Here is a 21,966-nt window from a genome sequence, read left to right as displayed (position 1 = left end):
TCGTTTTCTCCTGTATGCCGGTCATGCTGCGCTTCCGATGTCGAAATTGAGGGCCGCCGCCCTTGGCTGTGTCAACGCCGTCACGAATTCGCGGGCTCTGGCCGCACCGGTGTGGGATGCGAGGACGCGTTCGCGGGCCCGGCGGGCCATGGCGAGGCGTGTGCGCTCGGACTCGCCGAAGAGGATTTCGATGACATCGTCCGTTTCCCCGGCGTTGTGGATCGCCGATGCGGGAAAGAAGCTGTCGAGCCCTGGCCAGCGATCGCTGATGATGGGCGTGCCGCAAGCAGCCGCTTCGAACAGGCGCACACTGGGTGACCATCCGGCAGCGATCATGGAACTGCGTGTGACGTTCAGCGTGTAACGCTGACGGCTGTAGAACGCGGCATGATCGGCCGGCGGCAAATGTTCGATGCGTTCGACATTGTCCGGCCAGATGATGTCGGATGGGTATTGCGAGCCGGCTACGACGAAACGGCGGTCCGGCATATGCCGTGCTGGTTCGAGCAGCAGCGCGTTCAGCGTTGCCTGCCGGTCGGCACTGTAGGTGCCGAGATAGCCGAGATCCCAGCGGATCGGATCGCCGGTCCGGTGGTGCCGTTCCGGGTCGACCGAGCAGTAGAGCGGTTCGGCGCGGCGCGCGCCGAACTCCTCCACCAGACGGCCAAGCATCGGCCCGCCGGTGAACGAGAAGTAGACGTCGAAATACGGAATCTGCCGCCAGCTCAGGTAATCGCAATCATCGGCTGAAAGCTGCGCCACGGTTACCGGCGTGTCGATGTCGTAGAAGCAGAAGCGCCCCTTGCAAAATGAAGCGACGATGTCGATGACCACGCGCCCTTCCGGCACGAAGGAGCCGATGACGACGATGTCGGCCTGCTCCAGGCACCGGGCGTAGTCGCGTTGCAATTCCGCTGTGGTTTCGTAGTAGCGCAAGGCGCAGAAATCCGGATCGCGCAGATCGCGGTGGTTGGCGTACCACGGCACGTCGCGCTCCAGAAAGGTCACGCGGTGGCCGAGTTCGTGCAGACCTTTCAGCAGGCCTCGAAACGTCGTGGCGTGGCCGTTTCCCCAGGACGAGGACAGCGACAGGCCGAGAAAGACGATGTCCAATTGCTTGGTCATTCCGCTGCCTCCACGGTCCCCTGCTCGAAATGACGTTTGAAGACGGCATCGGCCACGTCCGCCCGCAGCGCGTAGGTATGGTCGGCCAGCACGCGGCAAAGTGCGGCCTGGCCGATTGCTTTTGCGCGACTGGAGGTCAGCGAGTGCATGATCTCGGCGACATCGCCGCCGTCGCGCGCCACCAGGATCTCCTCGCCTGGTTTCAGGAACAGTTCCACGCCCAGCCACGCATCGGTGATGAGGCAGGCACCGGCGCCGGCTGCCTCGAAGACACGCGTGGCCGGTGAAAAACCGTTTACGGCCATGCTGTCGCGACTGATGTTCAGCACGGCCTTGGGAGTGACGTTGAAGGCATTATGATCGCGGGTGCCAACGTGACCGAGCCAGCCGACATTGGCGGGAAGCGGCTTGTCCCCCCAGCCCGATCCACCGAGCAGAAAGCGCTGTTTCGGCAACTGGCTTGCGGGATCGAGGAAGAATGCTTCGACACGCGCCTCACGATCCGGCAGCCGGTTGCCGAGGAACGCCAGATCGCAAGCGAAACGCGCATTGCTGGCGACCGGGTGATGCGTTTGAGGATCGAGCGCATTGTAAATCGGCACGCATTCGTTCGCCCCCATGGCACGGTAGGCCCAGACGACGGGGTCGCCGCCGCCATAGGTCAGCACAAGGTCGATTTCTTGCAGGGCGCCATGGAGCGGATGGTCCGGTTCGTCGCGCAACTGGGCAAGGGTTGCCGGAGCGTCCACGTCCCAGAATACCACCAGCGCGTCGCTGCGGGCATGGTCGAGAACGGCGCGCAGCAGCGCCTCGTCCTCGAAACCGACGCCACTCGCCTTGACGACGATGTCGGCGCTGGCGGCGCGTGCCGCGACCTGCATCAACGCGTGCTGGGTCGCTTCATAAACTACCACAGTGCACCAGTCAGGGGCCTCGATGTCGCGGTTCTTCTGCCGGTCGTAGACGTCGGGCTCATAGAAGGTGATTTCGTAGCCCAGTTGGGCAAGCGCCTTCAGCAAGCCGCGATAGTAGGTCGCGGCACCGTTCCAGTAGGACGACAAGAGGCTCGATCCATAGAATGCCATCTTCATGCGGCGGCTTCCTTTGCGGTGGTCTTGTTGATGGTATGTTCGGTTGTGCATTCCATGAGCACGCCGAACAACTCGTCGACGCGGTGCTGGCAGGTGTGCCGCGAGCGGATGGTCTCGAGACCCGAAGTCACCAGGGAAGCCGCGAAATCCGCATCGGCCAACACCGCCCGCAGGTGTTGCCGCATTTGCGAGCCATTGTGGGCGAACAGGAAGTCGACGCCGGGCCTGAACAGCTGCTCGACATCGGACCATGGTGCTGAAATCAGCGGAATGCCGCAGGCGAGTGCCTCGAACATGCGGATCGTCGGAATTCCAGGCAAACCCTCACGATAGGGGCGCCGCGGGATGTGGACGGTGACACGATGCGCGGCGAACGCCTTCGGCACGTCGGCATTGGCGATCCATCCGTCATAGCGCAGTCCGGCGGTGGCCAGATCCGCAAGTGCGGGCTTGGGGTAGCGTACGCCGTGCACGGTGGCATCGAGACCGAGATCGCGCACCGGCTTGATCAGAAATTCCTTGAGTTCGGCGGTCCGCTCATCGTCGCCCCAGTTTCCAATCCAGACCAGATCGGACGTGGGGTGGATCTCCGGGTGTGGCTTGAACAGGCGATCGTCCGCGGCTTCATGCCAGGTGAAGACGCGCTTGCCCCAGCCGGCGCGCAGATAGCTCTCGCGCAAGGCCTCGCCAAAGGCGAGAACGCCGTCATAGTGCTCCAACCGCAGCGCCGAGATTGCCTCGGTCGCCGATACCGCCCGGTGGTGGGTGTCATGAAACAGAAGGATGAAGTTGCCGCCAGCGGCCCGGGCACGGCCGATGCGTGCGACAAGCTCCGGATCCGTCCACTCATGAACGATCACAACGTCGGCCTCAGCGATCCAGGCCTCGTGATCGAACCCGGCATCATAGGTCACCGGCATTAGTTCTGGGAAATCCTTGCGGAAGCGTTCGATGGCGAAGGATCCCTTCTCAGCCAGCAGGTTCGAACGGCTCCAGCCGTCGGACGGCTCCAGCGCGACCGCCTGGTGCCGGCGCGCGACCAGTTCCCGCATGATACCGCGCAGGAAATGGGCATTGCCGTGGTTCCAGTCGGAAACGACCGAGTGGGTGTAGAACAGAAAGCGCATGGTCAGCGCCCCGCCATGGCCAGGGCCGCCTTGTCGTAGACGCCTCGCATGGCCGCCGCTTGCCTGGCCAGTGTAAACCGGCGGCTTCGTCGCATGGCTGCCTGACCGAGCTCTCGCCTGAGCTCGGCATCAGTGGAGAGACGATTGAGGCAGGCAGCGAGGTCGTGCGAATTGCGCGCGTCAAAGAACATCGCGGCCCCGTCCCATAGTTCGCGATAGGTTGCGATGTCGGAAAGCACCAGGGGCGTCGCCGACATGGCAGCTTCCAGCGCGGCCAGACCGAATGGCTCATAGATTGATGGCGACACGAAAATGCCGGCGCGCGCCATCAAGGAGCGCACCTCGTGAGACGGCAGTGCTCCCAGAGGAACAGCATAGCTGAAGCTGGTACGCCCGCCGTTGGGACCGTGCATCGAACCGGCGGCAAAAACGGGCCATTGCGTCAGCGACGCGGCCTGGTCGATCACCGCCGCATTCTTGCCCTCGTCCCACCAGCGGGCAGCGGCGAAGACGAGCGGTTGGCGCTTTTCGGTCTTCGGCACCGGACTTGCACTATTTCCGACCACACTCAGACGCGCGATCGGGCCATAGCAGGTCTCAAGCATGTCGGCATGGCTGCGGCTCGGCACGATGACTGCGTCGGCCCGATCCAAGCCGCGCCTGTTGCGCTCCTTCTGCCAGGCCCATGCGCCATCCACCGCCTGTTTCCTGACGGCGTGGAACCATGTCGTCACGCAGGAATGGGAGACCACCACGGCTGGGCATGGCGCATCGAATCCCGATGCCTGCGTCGGCGCGTTGAAATGGACTAGGTCAATGGCGTGGTCGCGCATGGGCGCAAGCAATTCCCGCGGCAGCGCGTCGAGGTCGCCGCCGCTGCTGGTCATCCAATCCGGCGGCGTATTCAACCAGATCAGCGTCGTGAAAGCCTCCGCCTCCTCGGCCTGCTGCCTTGACGGTTGCGGACCGAGGCCGGCAAGCACCACGCTGTCGCCGCCGTTCACAAGTTCCCCTGCCAGATCAAGGGCATAGCGCCATACGCCGCCCACGGCATCGACGGTCATCAGGATGCGCCGCGAGCGCGGCGTCAGTGTCCGCAACATGTCGCCTCCAGTTCCGCCAGCGGCCGCGGCCGCCTCTCCTGGATGTCACTGAATTTCTGGAAAGATGCGAGGTAGTGGTCATGGGCGCGTTCCCAAGCAAGGTCGTCGGGTTCGCCCCAAAGCTCGCGGTAGCTGGGCGAACTCGGATACGGATAAAGCGGCACAGGTTCGTTAGCCCATACGCCGTGGTCGATCAGGTGGGTTCGCCAGTGCTCGACCAGGGCGGGATCATCCTCGACCACGCCGATCAGATTGGCCTGAACGAATGGAACGTGACGTCTGGCATCGACGAGCAGCGCGGCGAGTTCCTCGGTACCCAGCCGGCAGCGCTTGGCCAGCATTGCCCGACCTTCGACGGTCAGGCTTTCGAGACCGGCCTCGATGGAGACGCAGCCCGCGGCGCCCAGCAATTCCAGCAGCTCGGGCTTCCACAGATCGATGCGGGTCTGTACGCCGAATTTCACGTCGCGATCGACCAAGGCTTCCAGCAACGCTTTTTGCGGCAGGAAGATCTCGTCGATGAAGTAGATGTAGCCGACACCTTGGGCAATCAGCCGATCGATCTCCGCCACCACCGCTTCGTGGTTTCGACGGCGATAGGCATCACGGAAATCGATCTTGGCGCAGAAGCTGCAATTGTAGGGACAGCCGCGCGATGCCTCGACTTCCGCACCGAACCCCACCTGATTGTCGTCAAACCTGTGATGGTGATGCGAATGGGCTGCGATCCAGTCCGCTGGCCATTCGAGTGGCGGATGGTCGGCAAACGAGCTGGCGTGGACGCCGCCGTTCGAAACCACCCTGGCATCCCGCAGATAAGCGGTTGAGGGCACGGCGCTCCAATCGTCGCGCCGGGCAAGTTGCTCGACGACTTCTTCACATTCGCCGCGCACGACGATGTCGACGCCGAGCTTGCGCAAGGTCGGCGCGGGCGTCGCCGAGCCGTGCGGCCCGACCGCGACCGTGCGTCCACCGCGCCCGGCGAGACGGTTGAGGAAATCGGCCGGCACACGCAATTCCGGCGGTGCGCAGCGCCAGAACAGATAGGTCGGGGCGGTACTGACGACGGTCATAGCCGGGGCGAAATCAGCCACCCGCTCGCAGAGACCGGAATTGTCGAGCTTCTGCAACTGCCCATCCAGCATCAGCACCTCATGCCCGGCGGCTTCGAGCAGGGCCTTCGAATAGCCGAGTTCCAGCGGCAGATGTGGTTGGCGGCAGCCGAAATAGATGCTGTCGTCGTAGGTCCAGAATGGGTTTACCAAAGCGATTTTCATGCGACGTACCTCACGGCTTCAGGGCGAGGCTCGAGCCGATGGCGCTGCAGCCAGTCGGCGAGGTCGCGGACGCCTTCGCGCCATGAAACATGGGCCATCCAGCCAAGCGCGGTTTTGATCTTGCGGGTGTCGGCGACGAAGAAGGGCTGGTCGCCGGTGCGTTCCCCATCATGGCGGATTGAAAGCTCATGGCCGGTCAGGCTACGAATCTCGCTCAACAGCCTGCGCAGGCTGACCGCATTTTCCGGGCCGCCGCCAAGATTGAATGCCTGGCCTTTGGTGGTCTCGATGCGATCGAGCACGGCCCTGTAGGCGGCAACGGCATCGGAGACATGCAGGATATCGCGCACTTGCCTGCCGTCGCCGTAAATGGTGATCGGGCGTCCCGTCAGCGCGCTGAGCAGGAAGTGCGCGACCCAGCCCTGATCCTCGGTTCCGAACTGGCGCGGTCCATAGATGCAGCTCATCCGCAGCACCGCCGTCGGCATGCCGTAAGATTTGGCATAGTCGAGCACATACTGATCCGCCGCGCCTTTGGAGCAACCGTAGGGCGTGCAGAAGTCCAGGCCCCGAGCCTCATTGATGCCGTGCGCCTGGATGACGCTGTCGCAAGGCACATAGCGATCGCCGTCCTCGCGGACCGCGACGTCAGGCAGGCTGCCATAGACCTTGTTGGTGCTGGCGAAGATCACCGGGATACGCTCGCCGCTCAGTCGTGCCGCCTCCAGAACGTTGAACGTTCCCCGAAGGTTGATGTCGAAATCCTCGCCCGGCTGGACCAGGCTTGTGGTGACGGCGGTTTGCGCGGCCAGATGGAAAATTGCCTTCGAAACCATCAAGACAGGCGCCAGGGCGTTGGCGTCTCGCACGTCGACCGTCTCCACCGTGAGGCGACCGCCGTGTTTTTGCGCCAGCCATTCAAGGTTCTGCTCGACGCCCGGACGGCTGAGATTGTCGATCACCAGTACCGGCTCGCCATCCGACAACAGGCTGTCGGCGAGGTTCGATCCTATGAAGCCGCTGCCGCCGATGATGGCGACCGGCGCGTCGCGTCGATTGCGTGTGTTCATGAGACCAACCCGCGTTCTTCGAGCTCGCGCTTCATGTCGGCGCCGCGGTCGACGGCGGACGTGTTACGCACCCAGGAAACGAACTCGCCGAGCGAATTCTCCAGTTGCCGCACCGGCTCGAAACCGAGCAGCTCACGGGCCTTGGAAATATCAGCGAAGCAGTTGCGGATATCGCCGGAGCGGGCTTTGCCGAGCAGTTCCGGCGAGCGGTTCGGTGTCCCCATGGCCTCGGCCAGCAATCGCGCGACTTCGCTGATCGCGTAGGCGCGGCCGCTGCCGATGTTGATGACATGACCCTTTGCCTGGCGTTGCTGCAGAGCAAGGCGAAAGGCGCGGGCGACGTCCTGCACATGGACGAAATCGCGCTTCTGTTCGCCATCCTCGAAGATCATTGGCCGTTGGCCGTTGGCGAGACGCGAAGCGAAGTTGGCCAGCACGCCGGTATAGGGATTCGACAACGCCTGGCCGGCGCCGAAGACATTGAACAGGCGCAGCGCGACCGCATCGATGCCATAGGCCTCGCCGAAGATCAGCACGGCGCGTTCCTGGGCGTATTTTGTCAGCGCATAGATGGAGGCGAGATCGACCGGCTTTTCTTCGTCCGTCGGCAGCGGCGAGAGGGCGTCTCCACCTGGCGACAGCGGGTTCCATTGCCCGCTCCTGATGTCGCTTGCCTTGCGCCGAGCATTGTCGATACGCCGGCCGTCTGGCGTTGCATAGAGCCCTTCGCCATAGACGCTCATCGACGAGGCGACGACGATCCGTTCGACCGGGTGCTTGATCAGCGCCTCGAGCAGCGTTGCGGTGCCGAGATCATTGGCGCCGACATAGCGCGCGATCTCGTACATCGATTGTCCGACGCCGACTTCCGCCGCCAGATGAATGACCGCGTCAACGCCTTCCAGCGCATTGGCGACCGCCTCCCGGTCCCGGACATCGCCCTTGATCAGCTCGGTCCCGGCGGGAAGCGCGACGGCTTCGCCCGCATGCACCTGCTCCAGCAAGGCATCGAGGATGCGAACCGAATAATCCTGCTCGACGAGTTCCTGTGCGACATGCCGGCCGATGAAGCCGCAGCCTCCTGTAACCAATATGCGTTTCACGACGACTCCTCAGACAAGTAACCTCGGCGCCCCGAACTTTTCGGCAAAAGGTTTGTTCCCTTTGCTTCAACAAAGTTCCTTTGGCCGGCTTCGTTGGGAGCCGGCGCCGCGATCACCGCGCTGTGCTGGAACATTGACGCCCTTGTGCTGTTAGGACGCCCGACAGCCCGCGCGTCCCATGTGGCAACGCCGATCAAAGGAGATTTCAATGTCTCAGTCGCAAACGACCACCAACCATGACGAAATTCGCAAATGGGCCGAGGAGCGGGACGGCCGGCCGGCGGTGGTGCGCACCAAAGGCGAGGGCGGTATACTGCGGATCGACTTCGGCGAGCCCGAGGAAGCATTCGAGCCCATCGAATGGGACGAGTTCTTCCGGATATTCGACGAGAATGATCTGGCCTTTCTGTATCAGGCCAAGACCGGTGAGGGGAAAGCCAGCCGTTTCAACAAATTCGTCGAGCGCAATCAGAAGGGCTGATGACGCCGGTCAAGCGGCCTATCTGTACGGCCAAGTTTTCGAGATGTGGTGAACAATGACGCCCCCGGGGCTTGGAACTTCAGCCTGAGAGGCCTTGGAAGGTAAAACTAATGCATCAGTTTTGCGCCGCGGGTTTTCGCCATCTCTCGCATGATGCCGTTGAGCCAGTTTTCAGTGGATTGACCAAGCTGTCTGCGGTCGACATCCCGGATCGCTTGCTCGAGCGTCCTCTCGACGAGCCGATCCGATGCGTCGACGTCTCCCAGCAAAAGGCGCGCCGCAAGTCGCAGTTTGGGCAAAAGCGCGAAGACGTCGTCGGACGGGTCCGGTCCGGGGGTCGCCCGCCCGGATGCCTGCGGGGGAAAGAGTGCGTTGAACACCGCCTGGCTGCCCGAGGATTTCCGCAAATTGCTGGCGTAGCGGAGATGATCGGGAATGGCGATGTCGTCATCGCCACTGAAGAACACGAAGGGGACACCCCGGCGCATCAACTCATCGGCGATTGGAAACACGCGTCGGCCATTGAGATTGACGTCGAGGATTGCAGCTTCGGCCGTCCCGGTGTGTTTGGAAGCCTGTTCGACGGTTGCAGCGGGACCAAGGATTATGGCGCCCATATTGCTGAAAAACCGCGCAAGATCTCCCGCCATCGTCCATTCGTCTTCGACTATCAGAATATGCAGCCCCCGCAGGTCGCGCACGTCGTCATCCTTTCTTGGAACGGAGATTAGAATGCAGAGGATTTGCTTTGCGAATTCTGTCATCCAAGGCCGCCTGCAACCGTTTCGCAAGCGTCAGCATGCGATCCGGGACGGGCCCCGCATGGGAACCTTCGAGCGATCCAGGCGCTCCTGATACCACCGGCGTCGGGAGTTTTATGTCAGCAGATCGTTTTGCCATTGAACCACCATTGATATCGGGTTCAACGTCATCCCTGACGTCTTGTTCCATCCGTCTTGCGCGCTATATGGTTGTGTCCTGTTCGATCCGGCCTTGAGGAGACTTCATGTCGGGTCGGCGAAAGGGGGACATGCCGTGACTGCCCGATCGACTAGATTTCCCATCGTGGGCATAGGCGCGTCCGCGGGCGGCATTCCCGCGATGGAGGGCCTTTTCAAGGGCGTGACCGGCCAGCCCGGCATGGCGTTCGTCATCATCACGCATCTCAGCCCCAACAGGGAGAGTCTGTTGCATGAGGTTGTCAGCCGCTACACCGAGATGCCTGTTTCGGTGGTCGAGGATGGCACGGTGGTTCAACCTGACCACGTCTATGTGATGCCGCAAAACGTGACATTGGCCATTGAATCGGGGGTGCTGCACCTGCGTCGGCCCAATGGGCTTACCCAGGAGCGCAAGCCCATCGATATCTTCTTCAGCGCACTGGGTGAAGACCAGGGCGAATATGCCGTCGGCGTTATCCTGTCGGGCGGTGATTCCGATGGAACCCTGGGCGCCAAGGCCATCAAGGAGCGGGGCGGGTTTATCGTCGCGCAAGCGCCGGACGGCTACGGGCCGCGCAATCCCGACATGCCGCAGAGCGCTATTGCCAGTGGGCTCGTCGATGTCGCAGTGACTGCCGAGGAGATCGGGGCGAAGCTGGAGGCTTTCGCCCGCGGCTTCGACACGCTGGACGGGTTGGCGGAAGACGATGGCGATGAAACGCCCGACATCGACAAGGTGCGAGAACAAATCTACGCCATTCTGCGCAGCCACTCCGGCCATGACTTCTCGGGCTATAAGACCAAGACGTTCCTGCGCCGCGTGAAGCGACGCATGCAGATCGCCCAGGTCCATTCCATCAGCGGCTATATAGACTGGCTGAAAAAGGATGCTCGCGAGGTGATGAACCTTTTTCGCGATTTGCTGATCAATGTCACCAACTTCTTTCGCGACCCCGATGCCTTCGAGTTGCTCGAGCGAAAAATCGTACCACAACTGTTCGAAGGCAAGACAGCCAGCGACACTGTCCGGGTCTGGGTTCCCGGATGCGCCACGGGCGAGGAGGTGTTCTCCATCGGCATGCTGCTGCGCGAACACATGGAGACGCTTACGGTCGTTCCGCGCGTCCAGATATTCGCCACCGACATAGACGAGCCGGCGCTGGCGGTGGCGCGGGCGGCACGCTATCCGGAAGCCTTGCTGCAAGGTCTTTCTCCCGAACGCAAACAGCGGTTTTTCAACGGCGATGGCGAAAGCTATGTCCTCAGCAATGAGATACGCGAACTGTGCATCTTCTCGCCGCACAGCGTCATTCGCGATCCACCCTTCTCGCGCATGGACTTGGTCTCCTGCCGCAATCTGCTGATCTATTTCGGCCCGATCATCCAAAGCCGCGTCATCCCTGTCTTCCATTATGCGCTGAAGCCGGGCGGTTACCTTTTCCTCGGCACCTCAGAAAGCGTCGGGCAGCACGACGATCTGTTCGCCACCATCGACAAGAAACATCGCATCTTCCAGGCGCGGGAGCATGCCTCACCGCACATCAGACTGCCGGCCCTGCTCGGGGAAAGCCATTCCAACCTCTTCCCATCGGAAAGCGCCGTCTCGAAGAAGGGACTTGTCGGCTATCCCATGCGGCAGGCGGTCGAGGCGCAGGTGCTGGAACGATTCGCGCCGCCGCATGTCCTGGTCAACGCCGACGGCGATGTCGTCTATTATTCGGCCAGGACCGGCAGATATCTCGAAGCGTCACAAGGGATTCCCAGCCGGCAGTTGCTGACGATGGCAAGGCGTGGGCTGCGGCTGGACCTCCGCGCCGCACTGCGCGAAGCGACGACCACACGCCGCACAGTGGTGCGGGAAAACCTGACCGTGGAGGAAGACGACGAACGGGTCCAGCCGATCAGGCTGACGATCGAGCCCCTCGCCGAACGCGGCAATGGCGAGCCGCTTTATCTCGTCCTGTTCGAACCGTCGGGGCCGACCCAGGCCCGGTCCAACGAAGGTGGCGGCAGCCGTGACAGTGACACCACCGCCGATCTCGAGAGGGAACTGCGCGACACCAGAGAGCGCCTGCAATCGACGATCGAGGAATACGAGACCGCGCTGGAGGAGGTCAAATCGTCGAACGAGGAACTCGTCTCCGTCAATGAGGAGGCGCAATCCACCAATGAGGAACTCGAAGCCTCGAAGGAGGAGATGCAGTCGCTCAACGAGGAGCTCAACACGATCAACGCCGAGTTGACGGCCAAGATAGAAGAGCTCGACCACGCCAACGGCGATCTGCGCAACCTGTTCGAAAGCACCGACATCGCGACTATTTTCCTCGACCGCAGCCTTGTAGTCCGCACCTTCACGCCGGCGGCGTCATCCTTCTTCAGCCTGCGCCCCTCCGATGTCGGCCGGCCGCTGACGGATCTGTCGAGCCAACTCGACTATCCCGAGTTGAAGCAGCACATCGACAAGGTGTTCGAGACGGGCGAGATCCTGAATCACCATCTGGCACGCGATGCCAGGGGCCTGTTCCACATGGTCCGCATCAATCCCTATCGCGACAAGGGAAACAGGATCCAGGGCGTGGTGGTGACACTTGTCGATGTCACCACGCTGGCACAGGCGGAAGAGCATCAACAGGTGCTCATCTCGGAACTCAACCACCGGGTCAAGAACATGCTTGCGGTGATTGCCAGCATTGCAAGCCGCACGCGGGAAAGTTCTGATACGAAGGAGGAGTTCGCGGACGCGCTGATCGGTCGCCTGCATGCCATGTCGCGGGCCTACGGCCTGCTTACCCGGGAGAGATGGAAGGAAGCCTCGGTCAGGGAATTGCTCCAGCAGGAGCTCGAACCATTCGGCATCGAGCGGATCGAACTCGATGGCGAGGATGTCAAACTAGGTCCGCAACAGGGGCTTTCCCTGAGTATGGCCATTCATGAACTGGCCACCAACGCGGCCAAATACGGCGCTTTGTCAAAAACCGATGGCAAGGTCAGTGTGCAATGGTCGATCGAGGACGACAGTTTCACATTTGGCTGGCGAGAAAAGGACGGCCCTCTTGTAAAGGCGCCGTTGGACAACGGCTTTGGCCTGACCCTATTGCAGGGAGAAATCGGTTACAGGCTCGGCGGCCACGTCGAAACCGCGTTCCACAAGGACGGCCTCAGCGTCCAGATCGCGTTTCCGGCAAACCACAAGGAGGCGCCGTGAGCGACGACAAGCCGCGCGTTCTGGTGGTCGAGGACGAATGGCTGATCGCCGAAGACATCGCGTCACGCCTGCGTGCGGCGGGTTATCCGGTGATTGGCCCGGTCTCGTCGGCCGCCGCGGCTCGTCAGCTTATCGATGCAGGCAAAGCCGACGTGGCGCTGCTGGACATTCAATTGAACGGTGAAACAAGTCTGCCCGTGGCCGAAACATTGCTGGCTCGCGGCATCCCCTTCGCCTTCATGACCGGATTTGGGCCGCGCGACGTTCCCACACCCTTCCGAAACTGCAAATTCGTGCCGAAGCCGGCAGGCGACGCTGCACTTCTCAACACCCTGGCCGACCTGGCATCGCTTCGTCCCGACAAACACTCGTTATGAATTCAAGAGGCCGGTTTCGATCAGTCCAGGGGGCTTGTCCGTCGGCCTAGGCGTGGTGCTCGCCTGACGCGGCCGCCCCGCGTTTCGATTGGCAACCGGATTGTCCAGCGGCGGGGCCGATGGCCGGGACGTGCCGGCGGTTTTCGGCGTCAGCGGCTTGGCACCGGCATCCGTGTCACTGGCGTCCCGTCTCGGGTGCGGCAGAGCATCGGCGTTCGGAGACCGGACGCTGGGTTTGGATGTGGAATTCTCATTGCTCATGGCGATAGCTTCCTTCGCAGCGGGCGGGCACGACAGTCTCGTCGCCCTGAGTTTATTCTGCGGGTCAACCGCCGCCACGGTCGAAAGTTCCAGGTGCCTCGGCAGCGTCGGTGCTATCCTTGGCGGGAATCCGCGCAAGGTGGACCCCGCGCGAGATGCCGACATCTCAGCCATGCGGTCGCATTACCACCTTGATGCAGCCATCCTGCTTGTCACGGAACGTCTTGTAGAGGTCCGGTCCCGCTTCGAGGTCTGCCCGGTGCGTGATCACGAAGGAGGGATCAATGTCGCCCTTCTGCACCATGGCGAGGAGCGGTTCGAGATAGCGTTGCGTGTGCGTCTGACCCATCCGGAAGGTCAGTCCTTTGTTCATGGCGGCGCCGAACGGAATATGATCGACGAGGCCGATATAGACGCCGGGCACCGAGATGGTGCCGCCTTTGCGGCAGGAGTAGATTGCTTCGCGCAATACATGCGGCCTATCGGTGCCGAGATAGACGGCAGCCTTGACCTTGTCGAGCATGGAGTCGGCACTGGCGGCGGGATCCGACTCGGTCCCGACACAGTCTATGCAGCGATCCGGACCGCGGCCATCGGTCATCGCCATCAAAGCGTCGTAGATATCGGAATTGCTGAAGTCGAGCGTCTCGGCCTTGCCGTGCTCGCGAGCCATCACCAGCCGCTCCGGCACCTTGTCTATGGCAATGACGCGGCCGGCGCCGAGCATCCATGCGCTCTGGATGGCGAACTGACCAACCGGACCGCAACCCCAGATGGCGACGGTTTCGCCTGGCTCAATGCCGGCGTTTTCAGCTGCCATATAGCCGGTGGGAAAGATGTCGGAGAGGAACAGCACCTGTTCGTCGTCCATTCCCTCGGGCACCTTTATCGGACCGACGTCGGCGAAAGGAACGCGCAGATATTCGGCTTGCCCTCCCCAATAGCCGCCCACCAGATGCGAATAGCCGAACAGGCCAGCCGGGGATTGTCCCATCACTTCGGCAGCCTGCTTGGCATTGGGATTGGACCTGTCGCAAAGCGAGAACAGCCCCTTCTGGCAAAACCAGCACTCGCCGCATGAGATGTTGAAAGGCACCACGATGCGGTCGCCCTTTCTAAACTTCGAATGGCCGCTGCCGACTTCCACGACCTCGCCCATCGTCTCGTGTCCGAGCACATCGCCCGACTTCATCGTCGGCATATATCCGTTCATCAGATGCAAGTCCGAGCCACATATGGCGCAACAGGTGACTTTGATGATGACGTCGCGATCATCCTCGATGGTGGGATCAGCCACCTGGTCGCATCGAATGTCGCCTTTGCCGTGCCATGTGAGCGCTTTCATGATGGTGCTCCTGCTTGGAGAAGGTCGGCAGAAGACTCTGCCGGACTTTTTTTGGTTTGCTTGAAGGCCGAAGGTCAGTCTTTGGACGCTGAACCCGGCTCGGCCATCTTGCGATGCTGTTCGGCCAGCGTGCCTGCCGGCGTCACATGCGCTGCGGCGACCTGCAGCTTGTTCTTCCAACCGCTGATGATTTGTTCCTCACCGTCCATCATCGCCTCGTAGCCTGCTTTGGCGACATCGGCGGGATTGTCCTTTTCATCGGTGCCGACCTTGGTATCCATCATTTCGGCGCGTTCGAAGAACCGCGTCTGCGTTGCCCCGGGCATCAGCACGGTGACTGTGACCCCTGTGTCCTGCAACTCATGACGCAGTGCGATCGAGAAGGAATCGATGAATGCCTTGGTGCCGTTGTAGACCGCCTGGAAAGTGCCGGGCATGAAACCAGCGATCGATCCTGTGAAGAGGATGCGGCCTCGGCCGCGGCGTGCCATCCTGGCTCCGAGTTGATGCGCGAGATAGACGGTCCCGGTGATGTTGGTGTCGATGATGCGGCGGATTTTTTTCCAATCCTGATCGACGAAACCACGGCCGAGCCCACGTCCGGCATTCAGGAACAACAGGTCGACATCGCGATCGCCGATCCCGGCGATCAAACGATCGACACCTTCCTCGGTCGCCAGATCGGCCTCGATGGCTTCGACAGTCACACCATGCGAACCGAGCGCCTCGGCGGCCTGCCGGATCGCAGGTTCGTCAGCGGCTATGATCAGATGGTAGCCGTCCCTTGCGCACAGTTTGGCGAGTTCCTTGCCGATGCCGCTTGAGGCGCCCGTCACCACGGCCAACTTTTCATTCTTCATCACGTCCTCCGAACCTCGCTTCGGCCGAACCACTATCGGGGTTGATTGTTCCGTGCGGGTTGATGCGCGGCCATCCGAGCCATGAACGATGCGGCGTGGAGAGGTGGAACAACTCAGGTCGATGCGAGTTCGATGTCCGTGCAGCGTCGTTGCTCCCCCTTTTTGATGCTGCATGATCGGGTCCCCTCAGCCTGGTCCAGCCCGCGCGTGCCCTGTCCGGGAGGCGCGGGCTTTTCGTGATGGCGACGGTGATGTTTTGAGATCCAGGAGGGAACAACAAACCCGTTCGGCAGTTCGGGGCGCAGGAGGAATAAAATGCAATACGCCGAAGAAATCGCGCTCAGGCGCGTGAAAATGCTGGTCGAACAATATGTCGTCGCCAGGAGCAGGAGATATGATTTCGTCTCGACGGAACTTGCCTGCAAGGCCATTCGCCAAGTCGTACGAAGTCCGATCGAAGACGCCGAGCTAGACCATTTGCTGGCTAGAAGCGCGGTCAAACAGGGGCTCTCGGTGCGGTTCGACCGGATAGGTCATTGGCAGGCGGCTTCGCCCGGACTCAGCCAGGAGAAATCAGCATGAGGGGAGTGTTCTTGATGTCAGCGGCATTGCTCGCCTTGGCGGGGTGCAACGACAATGCCGATCCAGCCAAGTCCAAGACGGATACTACGAACAGCCAGCCCGTCGACAAGAATCCCACGACGGACACCAACCCGACGCCGCAGACCAGCACCGGCGGCGACCAGCAAGGTACGCAGCCAACCCAGCCGGCATCTCCCAAGCCAAGTGGTGGCTAGGCCTATGGAGCGACGCAACGCAATAATCTCGCTGGTGATAGCGGCGGTCATCATTGTCGGTTTCGTCGTGGGCTTTTTCTACGTCGATATGGGCTGGCAGACCTCGCCGCTGAAACGCGCGCCGGAGCAGAACCAGGGCGGCAATGCCCCCGCGGATACCGCCCCGGCTGCCGGCGTCCAGAAAAATCCCAGGGAAAACACGGAAATGCCGGGGCAGCAGTGATCGACGGCCGGCAGCAACAGGCGAGGCGACGTCGCGGTGACGGTGCCGAAGTGAGTTCGATACAGCACGGATCTGGAGTGTGGATGATGGGCATTCTTTCCGACCTCGACAAGAAACTGACGGACAACATGTACGAGCATGGCAGCGAATTCACCGATGCGGGTTCGGATCTGCCCGAAGCAGTCGTTGAAGCGGTCGAACGGCTGATGTTTTTCATCCAGCCCGACGCGCGCGACACAGTCAGAACTCAGGTTCTCGGCCTCATTCACGAATACAGAATCCAAGACGCTCCGAACGGGGATCGCCCCGCCTGACCTTCAGCTTACGCTGATGCGGCAATTGAAACCGATCGGGACCTGGCTCGCCGCCTCGTGCTCCGGATCGGCGGGCGCGGTCGTTGACGGACCCGACGAATGCTCTAGATCAGATTTACGCCGGCCACGGTTTTGTTGGGTCGGGGGAGACTATTCGGTGGCGCACCAAACGCCTGATTTGATCGTTAGACGCCGCTATCTCAGGCTCGACTGCTTGTGCTTGCTGTCGATGATGTTGTCGGCATGCTCATCTTCCGATCAGATCGAGCAGCAATCACGAACAGCGGCCTCCGCATCGCAGACCGTGTTGATGGCGCTGGACGCCTGGGCGGCAGGGGCGGCGCCGACCGCATACACGGCGGGTACGCTGCAATCGATCGGCAAGACGCTTGCCGATGCCGGGGCGCAAATCCGGTCCGCCGAAACCAGTGAACCCGCCGAGCAAGCTTCGCTGACGAAGGCAGTCAACGATTTGTCGGTCGCGGTGGCACGTGCAGAGGCCGGATTGCAGGCGGGCGACCGGCCGGAAGTCCAAGATGCGCAACAGGATCTACGGCTGGCGTCGCGTTCGCTCGCTACCGCCTACGCCAACTATTTCGCGCCAAAGCCATGAAGAAGCTCATGGAAATATCCCTCGGCGTCGTCACCAGCGTCGGCGGCTTCCTCGAAGTTGGGTCCATGGCGACGGCGGCGCAGGCAGGCGCGATGTTTGGCTTCCAGTTGATCTGGGCGGTGGTGCTCGGCACCATCTGCATCATCTTCCTTGTCGAAATGTCCGGCCGGTTCGCGGCCGTGAGCCATCACACAATCTCCGACGGTATCCGCGAGAGATTCGGCTTCAACGTCTTTCTATGGCCGTTGCTTGCCGCCCTGCTGGTCAATTTCCTGGTGCTGTCCGCCGAGATCGGCGGCGTCGCCATTGCACTCGAATTTGCCACCGGCATAGGCTTCCAGTGGTGGGCACTGCCGGTGGCTTTGTTGGCGTGGCTGCTGCTTTGGAAAGGCACGTTCGGCTTCATCGAGAAGGGCGTATCTATTCTCGGTCTGGTGACGCTGTGTTTCGTCGTCGGAGCGGTGATGCTGAGACCCGATTGGACGGCAGTCGCAAGGGGCGCCGTGCCTTCGCTGCCGGTCCACGATGCCGCCAATTACTGGTTCATGGCGGTCAGCATTCTCGGCGCCTCGATATCGCCCTACCTCTTCATGTTCTATTCCTCGGGGGCCATCGAGGACCGGTGGGACAAAAGCTATCTCGGAGCCAATCGGGCCATAGCGGGGTTGGGCATGACTTTCGGGGGGACCATCTCGATCGGCGTGTTGATCGTGGCCGCTCTCGTGCTCGCCACGCATGGCGTCACCCAAGTGGATGACTATCACCAGTTGCCGTTGATGCTGATACCTATATTCGGCTTCTGGGGCTTCGTGCTGTTTGTTGCCTCCCTCGGCATTGCCTGCTTCGGCGCCGCACTAGAGGTCGGGTTGCAACAGGCCTATCTTGTGGCCCAGGGTTTCGGCTGGAATTGGGGCGAGGATCGCAAGCCGCGCGACGATCCGGGTTTCAGCGCCACCTACACGATATCATTGCTTTTGGCGGCTATTCCCATCGCGCTTGGTCTCGATCCGCTGAGGCTCACCATCTTCTCCATGGCGCTGACGGCAGCCAGCCTGCCGCTGACGGTCGTTCCTTTCCTGTTTCTGCTGAACGACAAACGTTATGTCGGCGAGCATCGCAATGGCATTTTGTCGAATGCCGCCGTCATCTTCATCATCGCGCTCGGCTTCGTACTGGCGGTGGTGACTATCCCGCTGCAGATATTCGGAGGCACATGATGAAGTTGCTGCGTGATCTCCTGGACAAGCAGGTGGTCGACCGCGAGCAGGTCAAGATCGGCAAGGTCGACGGGTTGGTGGCGGAGTTGCGGCCCGGCAAGCCGCCTCGGATCATTGCGATCGAGCTCGGCTCCATCACCCTGGCGCGTCGTCTCGGCGCACGGCCTGGGCGCTGGATAGCGCGGCTCGCGGTCAAGCTGGGTGGCAGGCAACATGGCGAGCCGCATCGGATCGCCTGGCAGAAGGTGAAAGATATCGGCATCGATATCGAGTTCGACATCGACGTGCGAGAAACGTCGATCTTCGCCTGGCAGGACTGGTTGCGCGACCATGTCATCGGGCGCATTCCGGGAGCTTGATGATGACCACGGTCAATCTCGAGCATCTGTCAGGGCGACGCGTACTCTCGCAACGCGGCAAGAATGTCGGCTATATCGAGGAGATCCGCGCCGAACGGGACGGTGACGATTTCGTCGTCACCGAATTCCACGTCGGGGTCTACGCCGCTTTCGAGCGTCTTTCGGCCTCGGCCATAGGTGTGGCGGTGCTGGATCTTTTCCGATTGCGCCGCCGCGACGGTCTATACCGCATCCCTTGGGACAAGCTCGACATCTCCGATCCCGCGCGACCGCGGCTGCTGTGCCCAATGACCGAACTCTCAGGCATGAAGGGCGCACCAGACCTCCAGGAATAGGTCGTGGAGCCGCATCGTCGGGATCATTCTCAGCGCAGCATGCTTGCCGTCAGGAAAACCACGGCTGCTATCAAAACGACAGCTGCAATTACCAACACCGGCCAGTTGCCGCCGGGCCGCAGTTCCGGCTCGCCTTCGACCGGGCGCATGGCATTGGCAAAGCTGGCATCGTTTTCGAAATTTGGGCGAGTGCGCGGCGGACTTGTCCCAGCGACCGGATTTTGCGTGTCCGCGGCTTCGGCGTCTGTCTCAAGCGGGGCAATGGCGGGATCGAACCCCGGCGTTTTGTCCTGCGTTGCTCCTGCCTGCACTTCGCTTCTGGCCGCGGCAGGCGTGGGACTTGAAACCTTGATCATGATTTCTCCCTTTCGAACCAATCTCGGCAGAGTCGCACTTGCAGGCACCGGCGAGGCGACCCACCACGGTCAGACTTGCTCGCTCAGCAGAATCTTGGCGTCCTTGGCCGCAACGATGAACGCCTGTCGTGCGGTCTTTGTAGGCTTTTCGCCTCGCATGACGGCAAGGCACGCTCTGATCGCGGCAAGACGCCTCTCGGATGTCGGCTTTGGCCAGTCCCGCAGCAGCACTTCGGCTGCGTCCGACACCGAAACCACAACCCTGTCGCGGTCTATCCGGCCAGGTTGAATGATAATCGGCTTTCTGAAATGTCCAGTACGCACATTGCCTCTCCGGCGGGATGCACTCTATTCGACACGTCGCTGCAAGACTGCGCGTCGCGACGCGTTTAACTCCGCACTCGTCGATTTGTTCCAGAGCATCTGGCGTTTGAAACAACTAGCCGATGGCCATCCGTGCGCCCTGTCCCAAGACTTACAGCAGATCTTTCCGAAGGAAGACTCGGGCATGTCCAGGGATCCCGAATTCGACTTTGCCGAATTCCTCGAACCCGTGCTGCATGTAGAATAGCGGCGCCTGGAAACTGCTCGTCTCCACGACGGCCTTCTTGCAGCCCCGCCGGATGGCTTCTTCCTCGATCGTCGTGAGAAGTTGTGAGCCAAAGGATTGGCCACGCAACTGCTCAGGCAGGAAGAACATGTCGAGAAACAGGAGCCCAAGCTCCGTCCTGCCCCAAAGCCCGCCCCAGGTCTTTCCTGACTGGTCGCGAAGCTCCGCTCCGATATCAGCTCGGTCGTCGATCCCGGTCTGTGCGATGTTGTATTGATAGAGCGCTGCGGCGGACTGCGCTCTTTCATCGTCGCTATAGGTCAAAGTGGTTGTAAATCTCTCGGATCGGAATGACATGCATTTTCCTCCTGGTGGGCACAGGCATGAGATCCGCCGGCAACGTCGGTCACGGCCAAGATGAACTCGTTGCCAACGCCAGAAATAAATCCGGCATCCATCTCGGGCGCCTTCGAACGCCGTGGGCTTTGTCTGATGGTCTTCACAAAATATTACGTGAGGGAACGTTCGCGCCTGACTCGTCTTAGGCAATCGAGGCGGTTGTCGCCTCGCGGATTGTGAAGGAGAAGAACAATGCCTAATCAAGGTGGTAGCCACGAACAGCACGTGAAGGCAGGCCAGCAGAGCCACAAGAACGCCGACAACAAAAACCGTCAGCAACAGCAGGCCTCTGGTGGTGGTCAACGGCAGCAGGGCGATGGATCCGGCATGCGTGGTGGAACCCACGAACAGCATGTGAAAGCTGGCGAACAAAGCCACAAAAACCGCTGATCGCGTGTGATTTCAGCAGACCCACCCCGAAGTATCGGGGTGGGTCTGATTGCATCTGAAGGGTACCGACGAAGAGGGCGCGAGGCCGGGTCGCGAAGTCGCCCGGCGGCTTGGCGCCGGCGCGACGACGCCCAGTCAGGCAGCTTGCTGCAGGGCGCGCTCATTGACACCGCCTTCGCCCAGCCCGGAAAGCGCTTCGTCCGTCGCGACCTCCTCTTTCAATGTCTCGTTGAGGAGCTTGACCACGTCGCTCTTGCCAAGCTGTTCAGCCCACGCGACCAACGTGCCATAACGCGCGATTTCATAGTGCTCGACGGCCTGTGCCGCGCCGACCAGTCCTGCATCCAGCGCCGGGTCACCCTTGTATTCGTCGAGAATTTCCGACCCTTCCTCAAGAATGCCGTCGATCGCCGGACAGGTCTTGCCGCGGGCCGGTTTGTCCATAAGTTCGAACACTTGCTCGAGCCGATCGACCTGGCCTTCGGTTTCCATGCGATGTTTCTCAAAGGCCGCGGCCACCTCCTCGGATTCGGCGCCCTTTGCCATCTTCGGCAAGGCTTTGAGTATTTTCTTTTCAGCGTAGTAAATGTCCTTCAGCCCATCGAGGAACAAAGCCTCCAGTCCTTTTGTCGTCGCTCTTTTTGCAGTCGCCATGATTTGTCTCCCTTGGATTGTCATGAAAGCTCACCGGCGGTGTAGCCATGGACTAACTTTCCATGGAAGCAGTTGTTCCCTGGGCGCGACTCGGAAGGGGCAGCACGCCAAATACCGCTTTTGTCGAGAGCCGATCGCTATCAAAAGGCGATGGACGATGACGGTGTGAGAATCGCCGGCAGTGACGGAGAGCACCGGGGTTCGTCGCGCCATATGGAGTAGATGGGAGTTCATATACGAAATCATATTTACATATAAAACAAATAAGGATGATCTTGCAGTCGTGCAGCGCGGCTAAGGTGGTTGGTTCCGGCGTACATCGCTGAGCCTGAATGCCAGCAGATGATCGTGCGCAAATGAAATCAACATGATGTCGCGGTCGAGTCAGCCGTG

General features: G+C 61.2%; 26 protein-coding genes. 12 read left to right on the top strand and 14 right to left on the bottom strand.

Translation table 11 applies throughout. The features are described from left to right. Positions 1-21: 21 nt before the first annotated feature. Genes AC0L24_RS21070 through AC0L24_RS21040 form a run of 7 tightly spaced genes read right to left on the bottom strand, consistent with a single transcriptional unit; the run spans position 22 to position 7,896 of the window. Positions 22-1,125 (bottom strand): CgeB family protein, encoded by a 1,104-nt coding sequence (locus AC0L24_RS21070; RefSeq protein ID WP_127809660.1) that lies wholly within the window; start codon positions 1,123-1,125, stop codon positions 22-24. Beyond that, positions 1,122-2,216, bottom strand: a complete 1,095-nt coding sequence (locus AC0L24_RS21065; RefSeq protein WP_127809661.1) for a CgeB family protein — start codon at positions 2,214-2,216, stop codon at positions 1,122-1,124. The genes AC0L24_RS21070 and AC0L24_RS21065 overlap by 4 nt, the downstream gene beginning before the upstream one ends. Next, positions 2,213-3,343, bottom strand: a complete 1,131-nt coding sequence (locus tag AC0L24_RS21060; protein WP_128288171.1) for a CgeB family protein — start codon at positions 3,341-3,343, stop codon at positions 2,213-2,215. The genes AC0L24_RS21065 and AC0L24_RS21060 overlap by 4 nt, the downstream gene beginning before the upstream one ends. Before the next feature lie 2 nt (positions 3,344-3,345). Continuing rightward, the gene (locus AC0L24_RS21055) at positions 3,346-4,446 is read right to left on the bottom strand and encodes a glycosyltransferase family 4 protein (RefSeq protein ID WP_473564124.1); all 1,101 of its coding nucleotides are present in this window, start codon (positions 4,444-4,446) and stop codon (positions 3,346-3,348) included. Continuing rightward, on the bottom strand, positions 4,431-5,723 hold the full coding sequence (locus tag AC0L24_RS21050) for a TIGR04295 family B12-binding domain-containing radical SAM protein (RefSeq protein ID WP_127396821.1): 1,293 nt from the start codon (positions 5,721-5,723) through the stop codon (positions 4,431-4,433). Before AC0L24_RS21050 ends, AC0L24_RS21055 begins: the two co-directional genes overlap by 16 nt. Further along, a complete protein-coding gene (locus tag AC0L24_RS21045; RefSeq protein ID WP_127396822.1) occupies positions 5,720-6,793 on the bottom strand; it encodes an NAD-dependent epimerase/dehydratase family protein in 1,074 nt (357 codons plus the stop codon). Before AC0L24_RS21045 ends, AC0L24_RS21050 begins: the two co-directional genes overlap by 4 nt. Beyond that, positions 6,790-7,896, bottom strand: coding sequence for an NAD-dependent epimerase/dehydratase family protein (locus AC0L24_RS21040; protein ID WP_127809664.1), 1,107 nt, complete (start codon positions 7,894-7,896; stop codon positions 6,790-6,792). Before AC0L24_RS21040 ends, AC0L24_RS21045 begins: the two co-directional genes overlap by 4 nt. A 208-nt stretch (positions 7,897-8,104) precedes the next feature. On the opposite strand from AC0L24_RS21040, the gene AC0L24_RS21035 reads away from it, so the two are divergent. Further along, complete coding sequence (locus AC0L24_RS21035; protein WP_023809470.1) at positions 8,105-8,377, top strand: hypothetical protein; 273 nt, start codon at positions 8,105-8,107, stop codon at positions 8,375-8,377. A gap of 107 nt (positions 8,378-8,484) precedes the next feature. Here AC0L24_RS21035 and AC0L24_RS21030 read toward each other — a convergent pair whose 3' ends face one another. Then, positions 8,485-9,078: a response regulator gene (locus tag AC0L24_RS21030; protein ID WP_164895670.1), complete on the bottom strand. Its 594-nt coding sequence runs from the start codon at positions 9,076-9,078 to the stop codon at positions 8,485-8,487. Positions 9,079-9,412: 334 nt separating this feature from the next. Here AC0L24_RS21030 and AC0L24_RS21025 point away from each other — a divergent pair, with 334 nt between their 5' ends. Both AC0L24_RS21025 and AC0L24_RS21020 read left to right on the top strand, forming a co-directional pair. Then, positions 9,413-12,523 (top strand): CheR family methyltransferase, encoded by a 3,111-nt coding sequence (locus AC0L24_RS21025; RefSeq protein WP_128288816.1) that lies wholly within the window; start codon positions 9,413-9,415, stop codon positions 12,521-12,523. Further along, positions 12,520-12,900, top strand: coding sequence for a response regulator (locus AC0L24_RS21020; RefSeq protein WP_127272254.1), 381 nt, complete (start codon positions 12,520-12,522; stop codon positions 12,898-12,900). The genes AC0L24_RS21025 and AC0L24_RS21020 overlap by 4 nt, the downstream gene beginning before the upstream one ends. A gap of 427 nt (positions 12,901-13,327) precedes the next feature. Here the strand turns inward: AC0L24_RS21020 and AC0L24_RS21015 are convergent, their stop codons facing one another. Both AC0L24_RS21015 and AC0L24_RS21010 read right to left on the bottom strand, forming a co-directional pair. Continuing rightward, positions 13,328-14,506: a zinc-dependent alcohol dehydrogenase gene (locus AC0L24_RS21015; protein ID WP_128288817.1), complete on the bottom strand. Its 1,179-nt coding sequence runs from the start codon at positions 14,504-14,506 to the stop codon at positions 13,328-13,330. Between the two features lie 74 nt (positions 14,507-14,580). Continuing rightward, positions 14,581-15,366: an SDR family NAD(P)-dependent oxidoreductase gene (locus tag AC0L24_RS21010; RefSeq protein WP_128288818.1), complete on the bottom strand. Its 786-nt coding sequence runs from the start codon at positions 15,364-15,366 to the stop codon at positions 14,581-14,583. A gap of 315 nt (positions 15,367-15,681) precedes the next feature. Between AC0L24_RS21010 and AC0L24_RS21005 the strand changes: the two genes are divergently transcribed. The 8 genes from AC0L24_RS21005 (at position 15,682) to AC0L24_RS20970 (ending at position 19,224) form a co-directional block, all read left to right on the top strand. Beyond that, entirely contained in the window at positions 15,682-15,948 is a 267-nt protein-coding gene (locus AC0L24_RS21005) for a hypothetical protein (protein WP_027036323.1), read from the top strand. Next, positions 15,945-16,163, top strand: coding sequence for a hypothetical protein (locus AC0L24_RS21000; protein ID WP_127395837.1), 219 nt, complete (start codon positions 15,945-15,947; stop codon positions 16,161-16,163). Before AC0L24_RS21005 ends, AC0L24_RS21000 begins: the two co-directional genes overlap by 4 nt. Positions 16,164-16,167: 4 nt before the next feature. Further along, positions 16,168-16,386 (top strand): hypothetical protein, encoded by a 219-nt coding sequence (locus AC0L24_RS20995; protein WP_013533184.1) that lies wholly within the window; start codon positions 16,168-16,170, stop codon positions 16,384-16,386. Between the two features lie 83 nt (positions 16,387-16,469). Continuing rightward, entirely contained in the window at positions 16,470-16,700 is a 231-nt protein-coding gene (locus tag AC0L24_RS20990) for a hypothetical protein (protein WP_127395836.1), read from the top strand. A gap of 229 nt (positions 16,701-16,929) precedes the next feature. Further along, positions 16,930-17,313: a hypothetical protein gene (locus AC0L24_RS20985; protein ID WP_245481900.1), complete on the top strand. Its 384-nt coding sequence runs from the start codon at positions 16,930-16,932 to the stop codon at positions 17,311-17,313. After that, a complete protein-coding gene (locus tag AC0L24_RS20980; protein WP_367226945.1) occupies positions 17,310-18,530 on the top strand; it encodes an NRAMP family divalent metal transporter in 1,221 nt (406 codons plus the stop codon). The genes AC0L24_RS20985 and AC0L24_RS20980 overlap by 4 nt, the downstream gene beginning before the upstream one ends. Further along, positions 18,530-18,889 (top strand): hypothetical protein, encoded by a 360-nt coding sequence (locus AC0L24_RS20975; RefSeq protein ID WP_127809669.1) that lies wholly within the window; start codon positions 18,530-18,532, stop codon positions 18,887-18,889. The genes AC0L24_RS20980 and AC0L24_RS20975 overlap by 1 nt, the downstream gene beginning before the upstream one ends. 2 nt (positions 18,890-18,891) lie before the next feature. Next, entirely contained in the window at positions 18,892-19,224 is a 333-nt protein-coding gene (locus AC0L24_RS20970; protein ID WP_127809670.1) for a hypothetical protein, read from the top strand. 29 nt (positions 19,225-19,253) lie between these two features. Here AC0L24_RS20970 and AC0L24_RS20965 read toward each other — a convergent pair whose 3' ends face one another. The 3 genes from AC0L24_RS20965 to AC0L24_RS20955 form a co-directional block, all read right to left on the bottom strand. Further along, positions 19,254-19,580, bottom strand: coding sequence for a hypothetical protein (locus AC0L24_RS20965; RefSeq protein WP_127809671.1), 327 nt, complete (start codon positions 19,578-19,580; stop codon positions 19,254-19,256). 69 nt (positions 19,581-19,649) lie between these two features. Next, positions 19,650-19,904, bottom strand: coding sequence for a DUF982 domain-containing protein (locus tag AC0L24_RS20960; protein WP_127809672.1), 255 nt, complete (start codon positions 19,902-19,904; stop codon positions 19,650-19,652). A gap of 151 nt (positions 19,905-20,055) precedes the next feature. After that, a complete protein-coding gene (locus AC0L24_RS20955) occupies positions 20,056-20,487 on the bottom strand; it encodes a GNAT family N-acetyltransferase (RefSeq protein ID WP_128288822.1) in 432 nt (143 codons plus the stop codon). A 234-nt stretch (positions 20,488-20,721) separates the two neighbouring features. On the opposite strand from AC0L24_RS20955, the gene AC0L24_RS20950 reads away from it, so the two are divergent. Next, positions 20,722-20,919: a hypothetical protein gene (locus tag AC0L24_RS20950; protein ID WP_127268256.1), complete on the top strand. Its 198-nt coding sequence runs from the start codon at positions 20,722-20,724 to the stop codon at positions 20,917-20,919. Positions 20,920-21,054: 135 nt separating this feature from the next. On the opposite strand, the gene AC0L24_RS20945 is transcribed toward AC0L24_RS20950, so the two are convergent. Continuing rightward, complete coding sequence (locus AC0L24_RS20945; RefSeq protein ID WP_127268257.1) at positions 21,055-21,573, bottom strand: YciE/YciF ferroxidase family protein; 519 nt, start codon at positions 21,571-21,573, stop codon at positions 21,055-21,057. Positions 21,574-21,966 lie beyond the last annotated feature (393 nt).

The organism is Mesorhizobium sp. WSM4809 (genome assembly GCF_055811655.1).
This window is presented reverse-complemented; position numbering and strand designations above follow the sequence as displayed.

What these genes read in the sequence shown, in the direction of transcription:
- AC0L24_RS21070 (WP_127809660.1), bottom strand. Translation starts at nt 1,125, where the DNA reads ATGACCAAGCAATTGGACATCGTCTTTCTCGGCCTGTCGCTGTCCTCG.
- AC0L24_RS21065 (WP_127809661.1), bottom strand. Translation starts at nt 2,216, where the DNA reads ATGAAGATGGCATTCTATGGATCGAGCCTCTTGTCGTCCTACTGGAAC.
- AC0L24_RS21060 (WP_128288171.1), bottom strand. Translation starts at nt 3,343, where the DNA reads ATGCGCTTTCTGTTCTACACCCACTCGGTCGTTTCCGACTGGAACCAC.
- AC0L24_RS21055 (WP_473564124.1), bottom strand. Translation starts at nt 4,446, where the DNA reads ATGTTGCGGACACTGACGCCGCGCTCGCGGCGCATCCTGATGACCGTC.
- AC0L24_RS21050 (WP_127396821.1), bottom strand. Translation starts at nt 5,723, where the DNA reads ATGAAAATCGCTTTGGTAAACCCATTCTGGACCTACGACGACAGCATC.
- AC0L24_RS21045 (WP_127396822.1), bottom strand. Translation starts at nt 6,793, where the DNA reads ATGAACACACGCAATCGACGCGACGCGCCGGTCGCCATCATCGGCGGC.
- AC0L24_RS21035 (WP_023809470.1), top strand. Translation starts at nt 8,105, where the DNA reads ATGTCTCAGTCGCAAACGACCACCAACCATGACGAAATTCGCAAATGG.
- AC0L24_RS21015 (WP_128288817.1), bottom strand. Translation starts at nt 14,506, where the DNA reads ATGAAAGCGCTCACATGGCACGGCAAAGGCGACATTCGATGCGACCAG.
- AC0L24_RS21010 (WP_128288818.1), bottom strand. Translation starts at nt 15,366, where the DNA reads ATGAAGAATGAAAAGTTGGCCGTGGTGACGGGCGCCTCAAGCGGCATC.
- AC0L24_RS21005 (WP_027036323.1), top strand. Translation starts at nt 15,682, where the DNA reads ATGCAATACGCCGAAGAAATCGCGCTCAGGCGCGTGAAAATGCTGGTC.
- AC0L24_RS21000 (WP_127395837.1), top strand. Translation starts at nt 15,945, where the DNA reads ATGAGGGGAGTGTTCTTGATGTCAGCGGCATTGCTCGCCTTGGCGGGG.
- AC0L24_RS20995 (WP_013533184.1), top strand. Translation starts at nt 16,168, where the DNA reads ATGGAGCGACGCAACGCAATAATCTCGCTGGTGATAGCGGCGGTCATC.
- AC0L24_RS20990 (WP_127395836.1), top strand. Translation starts at nt 16,470, where the DNA reads ATGATGGGCATTCTTTCCGACCTCGACAAGAAACTGACGGACAACATG.
- AC0L24_RS20985 (WP_245481900.1), top strand. Translation starts at nt 16,930, where the DNA reads ATGATGTTGTCGGCATGCTCATCTTCCGATCAGATCGAGCAGCAATCA.
- AC0L24_RS20980 (WP_367226945.1), top strand. Translation starts at nt 17,310, where the DNA reads ATGAAGAAGCTCATGGAAATATCCCTCGGCGTCGTCACCAGCGTCGGC.
- AC0L24_RS20975 (WP_127809669.1), top strand. Translation starts at nt 18,530, where the DNA reads ATGAAGTTGCTGCGTGATCTCCTGGACAAGCAGGTGGTCGACCGCGAG.
- AC0L24_RS20970 (WP_127809670.1), top strand. Translation starts at nt 18,892, where the DNA reads ATGACCACGGTCAATCTCGAGCATCTGTCAGGGCGACGCGTACTCTCG.
- AC0L24_RS20965 (WP_127809671.1), bottom strand. Translation starts at nt 19,580, where the DNA reads ATGATCAAGGTTTCAAGTCCCACGCCTGCCGCGGCCAGAAGCGAAGTG.
- AC0L24_RS20955 (WP_128288822.1), bottom strand. Translation starts at nt 20,487, where the DNA reads ATGTCATTCCGATCCGAGAGATTTACAACCACTTTGACCTATAGCGAC.
- AC0L24_RS20950 (WP_127268256.1), top strand. Translation starts at nt 20,722, where the DNA reads ATGCCTAATCAAGGTGGTAGCCACGAACAGCACGTGAAGGCAGGCCAG.
- AC0L24_RS20945 (WP_127268257.1), bottom strand. Translation starts at nt 21,573, where the DNA reads ATGGCGACTGCAAAAAGAGCGACGACAAAAGGACTGGAGGCTTTGTTC.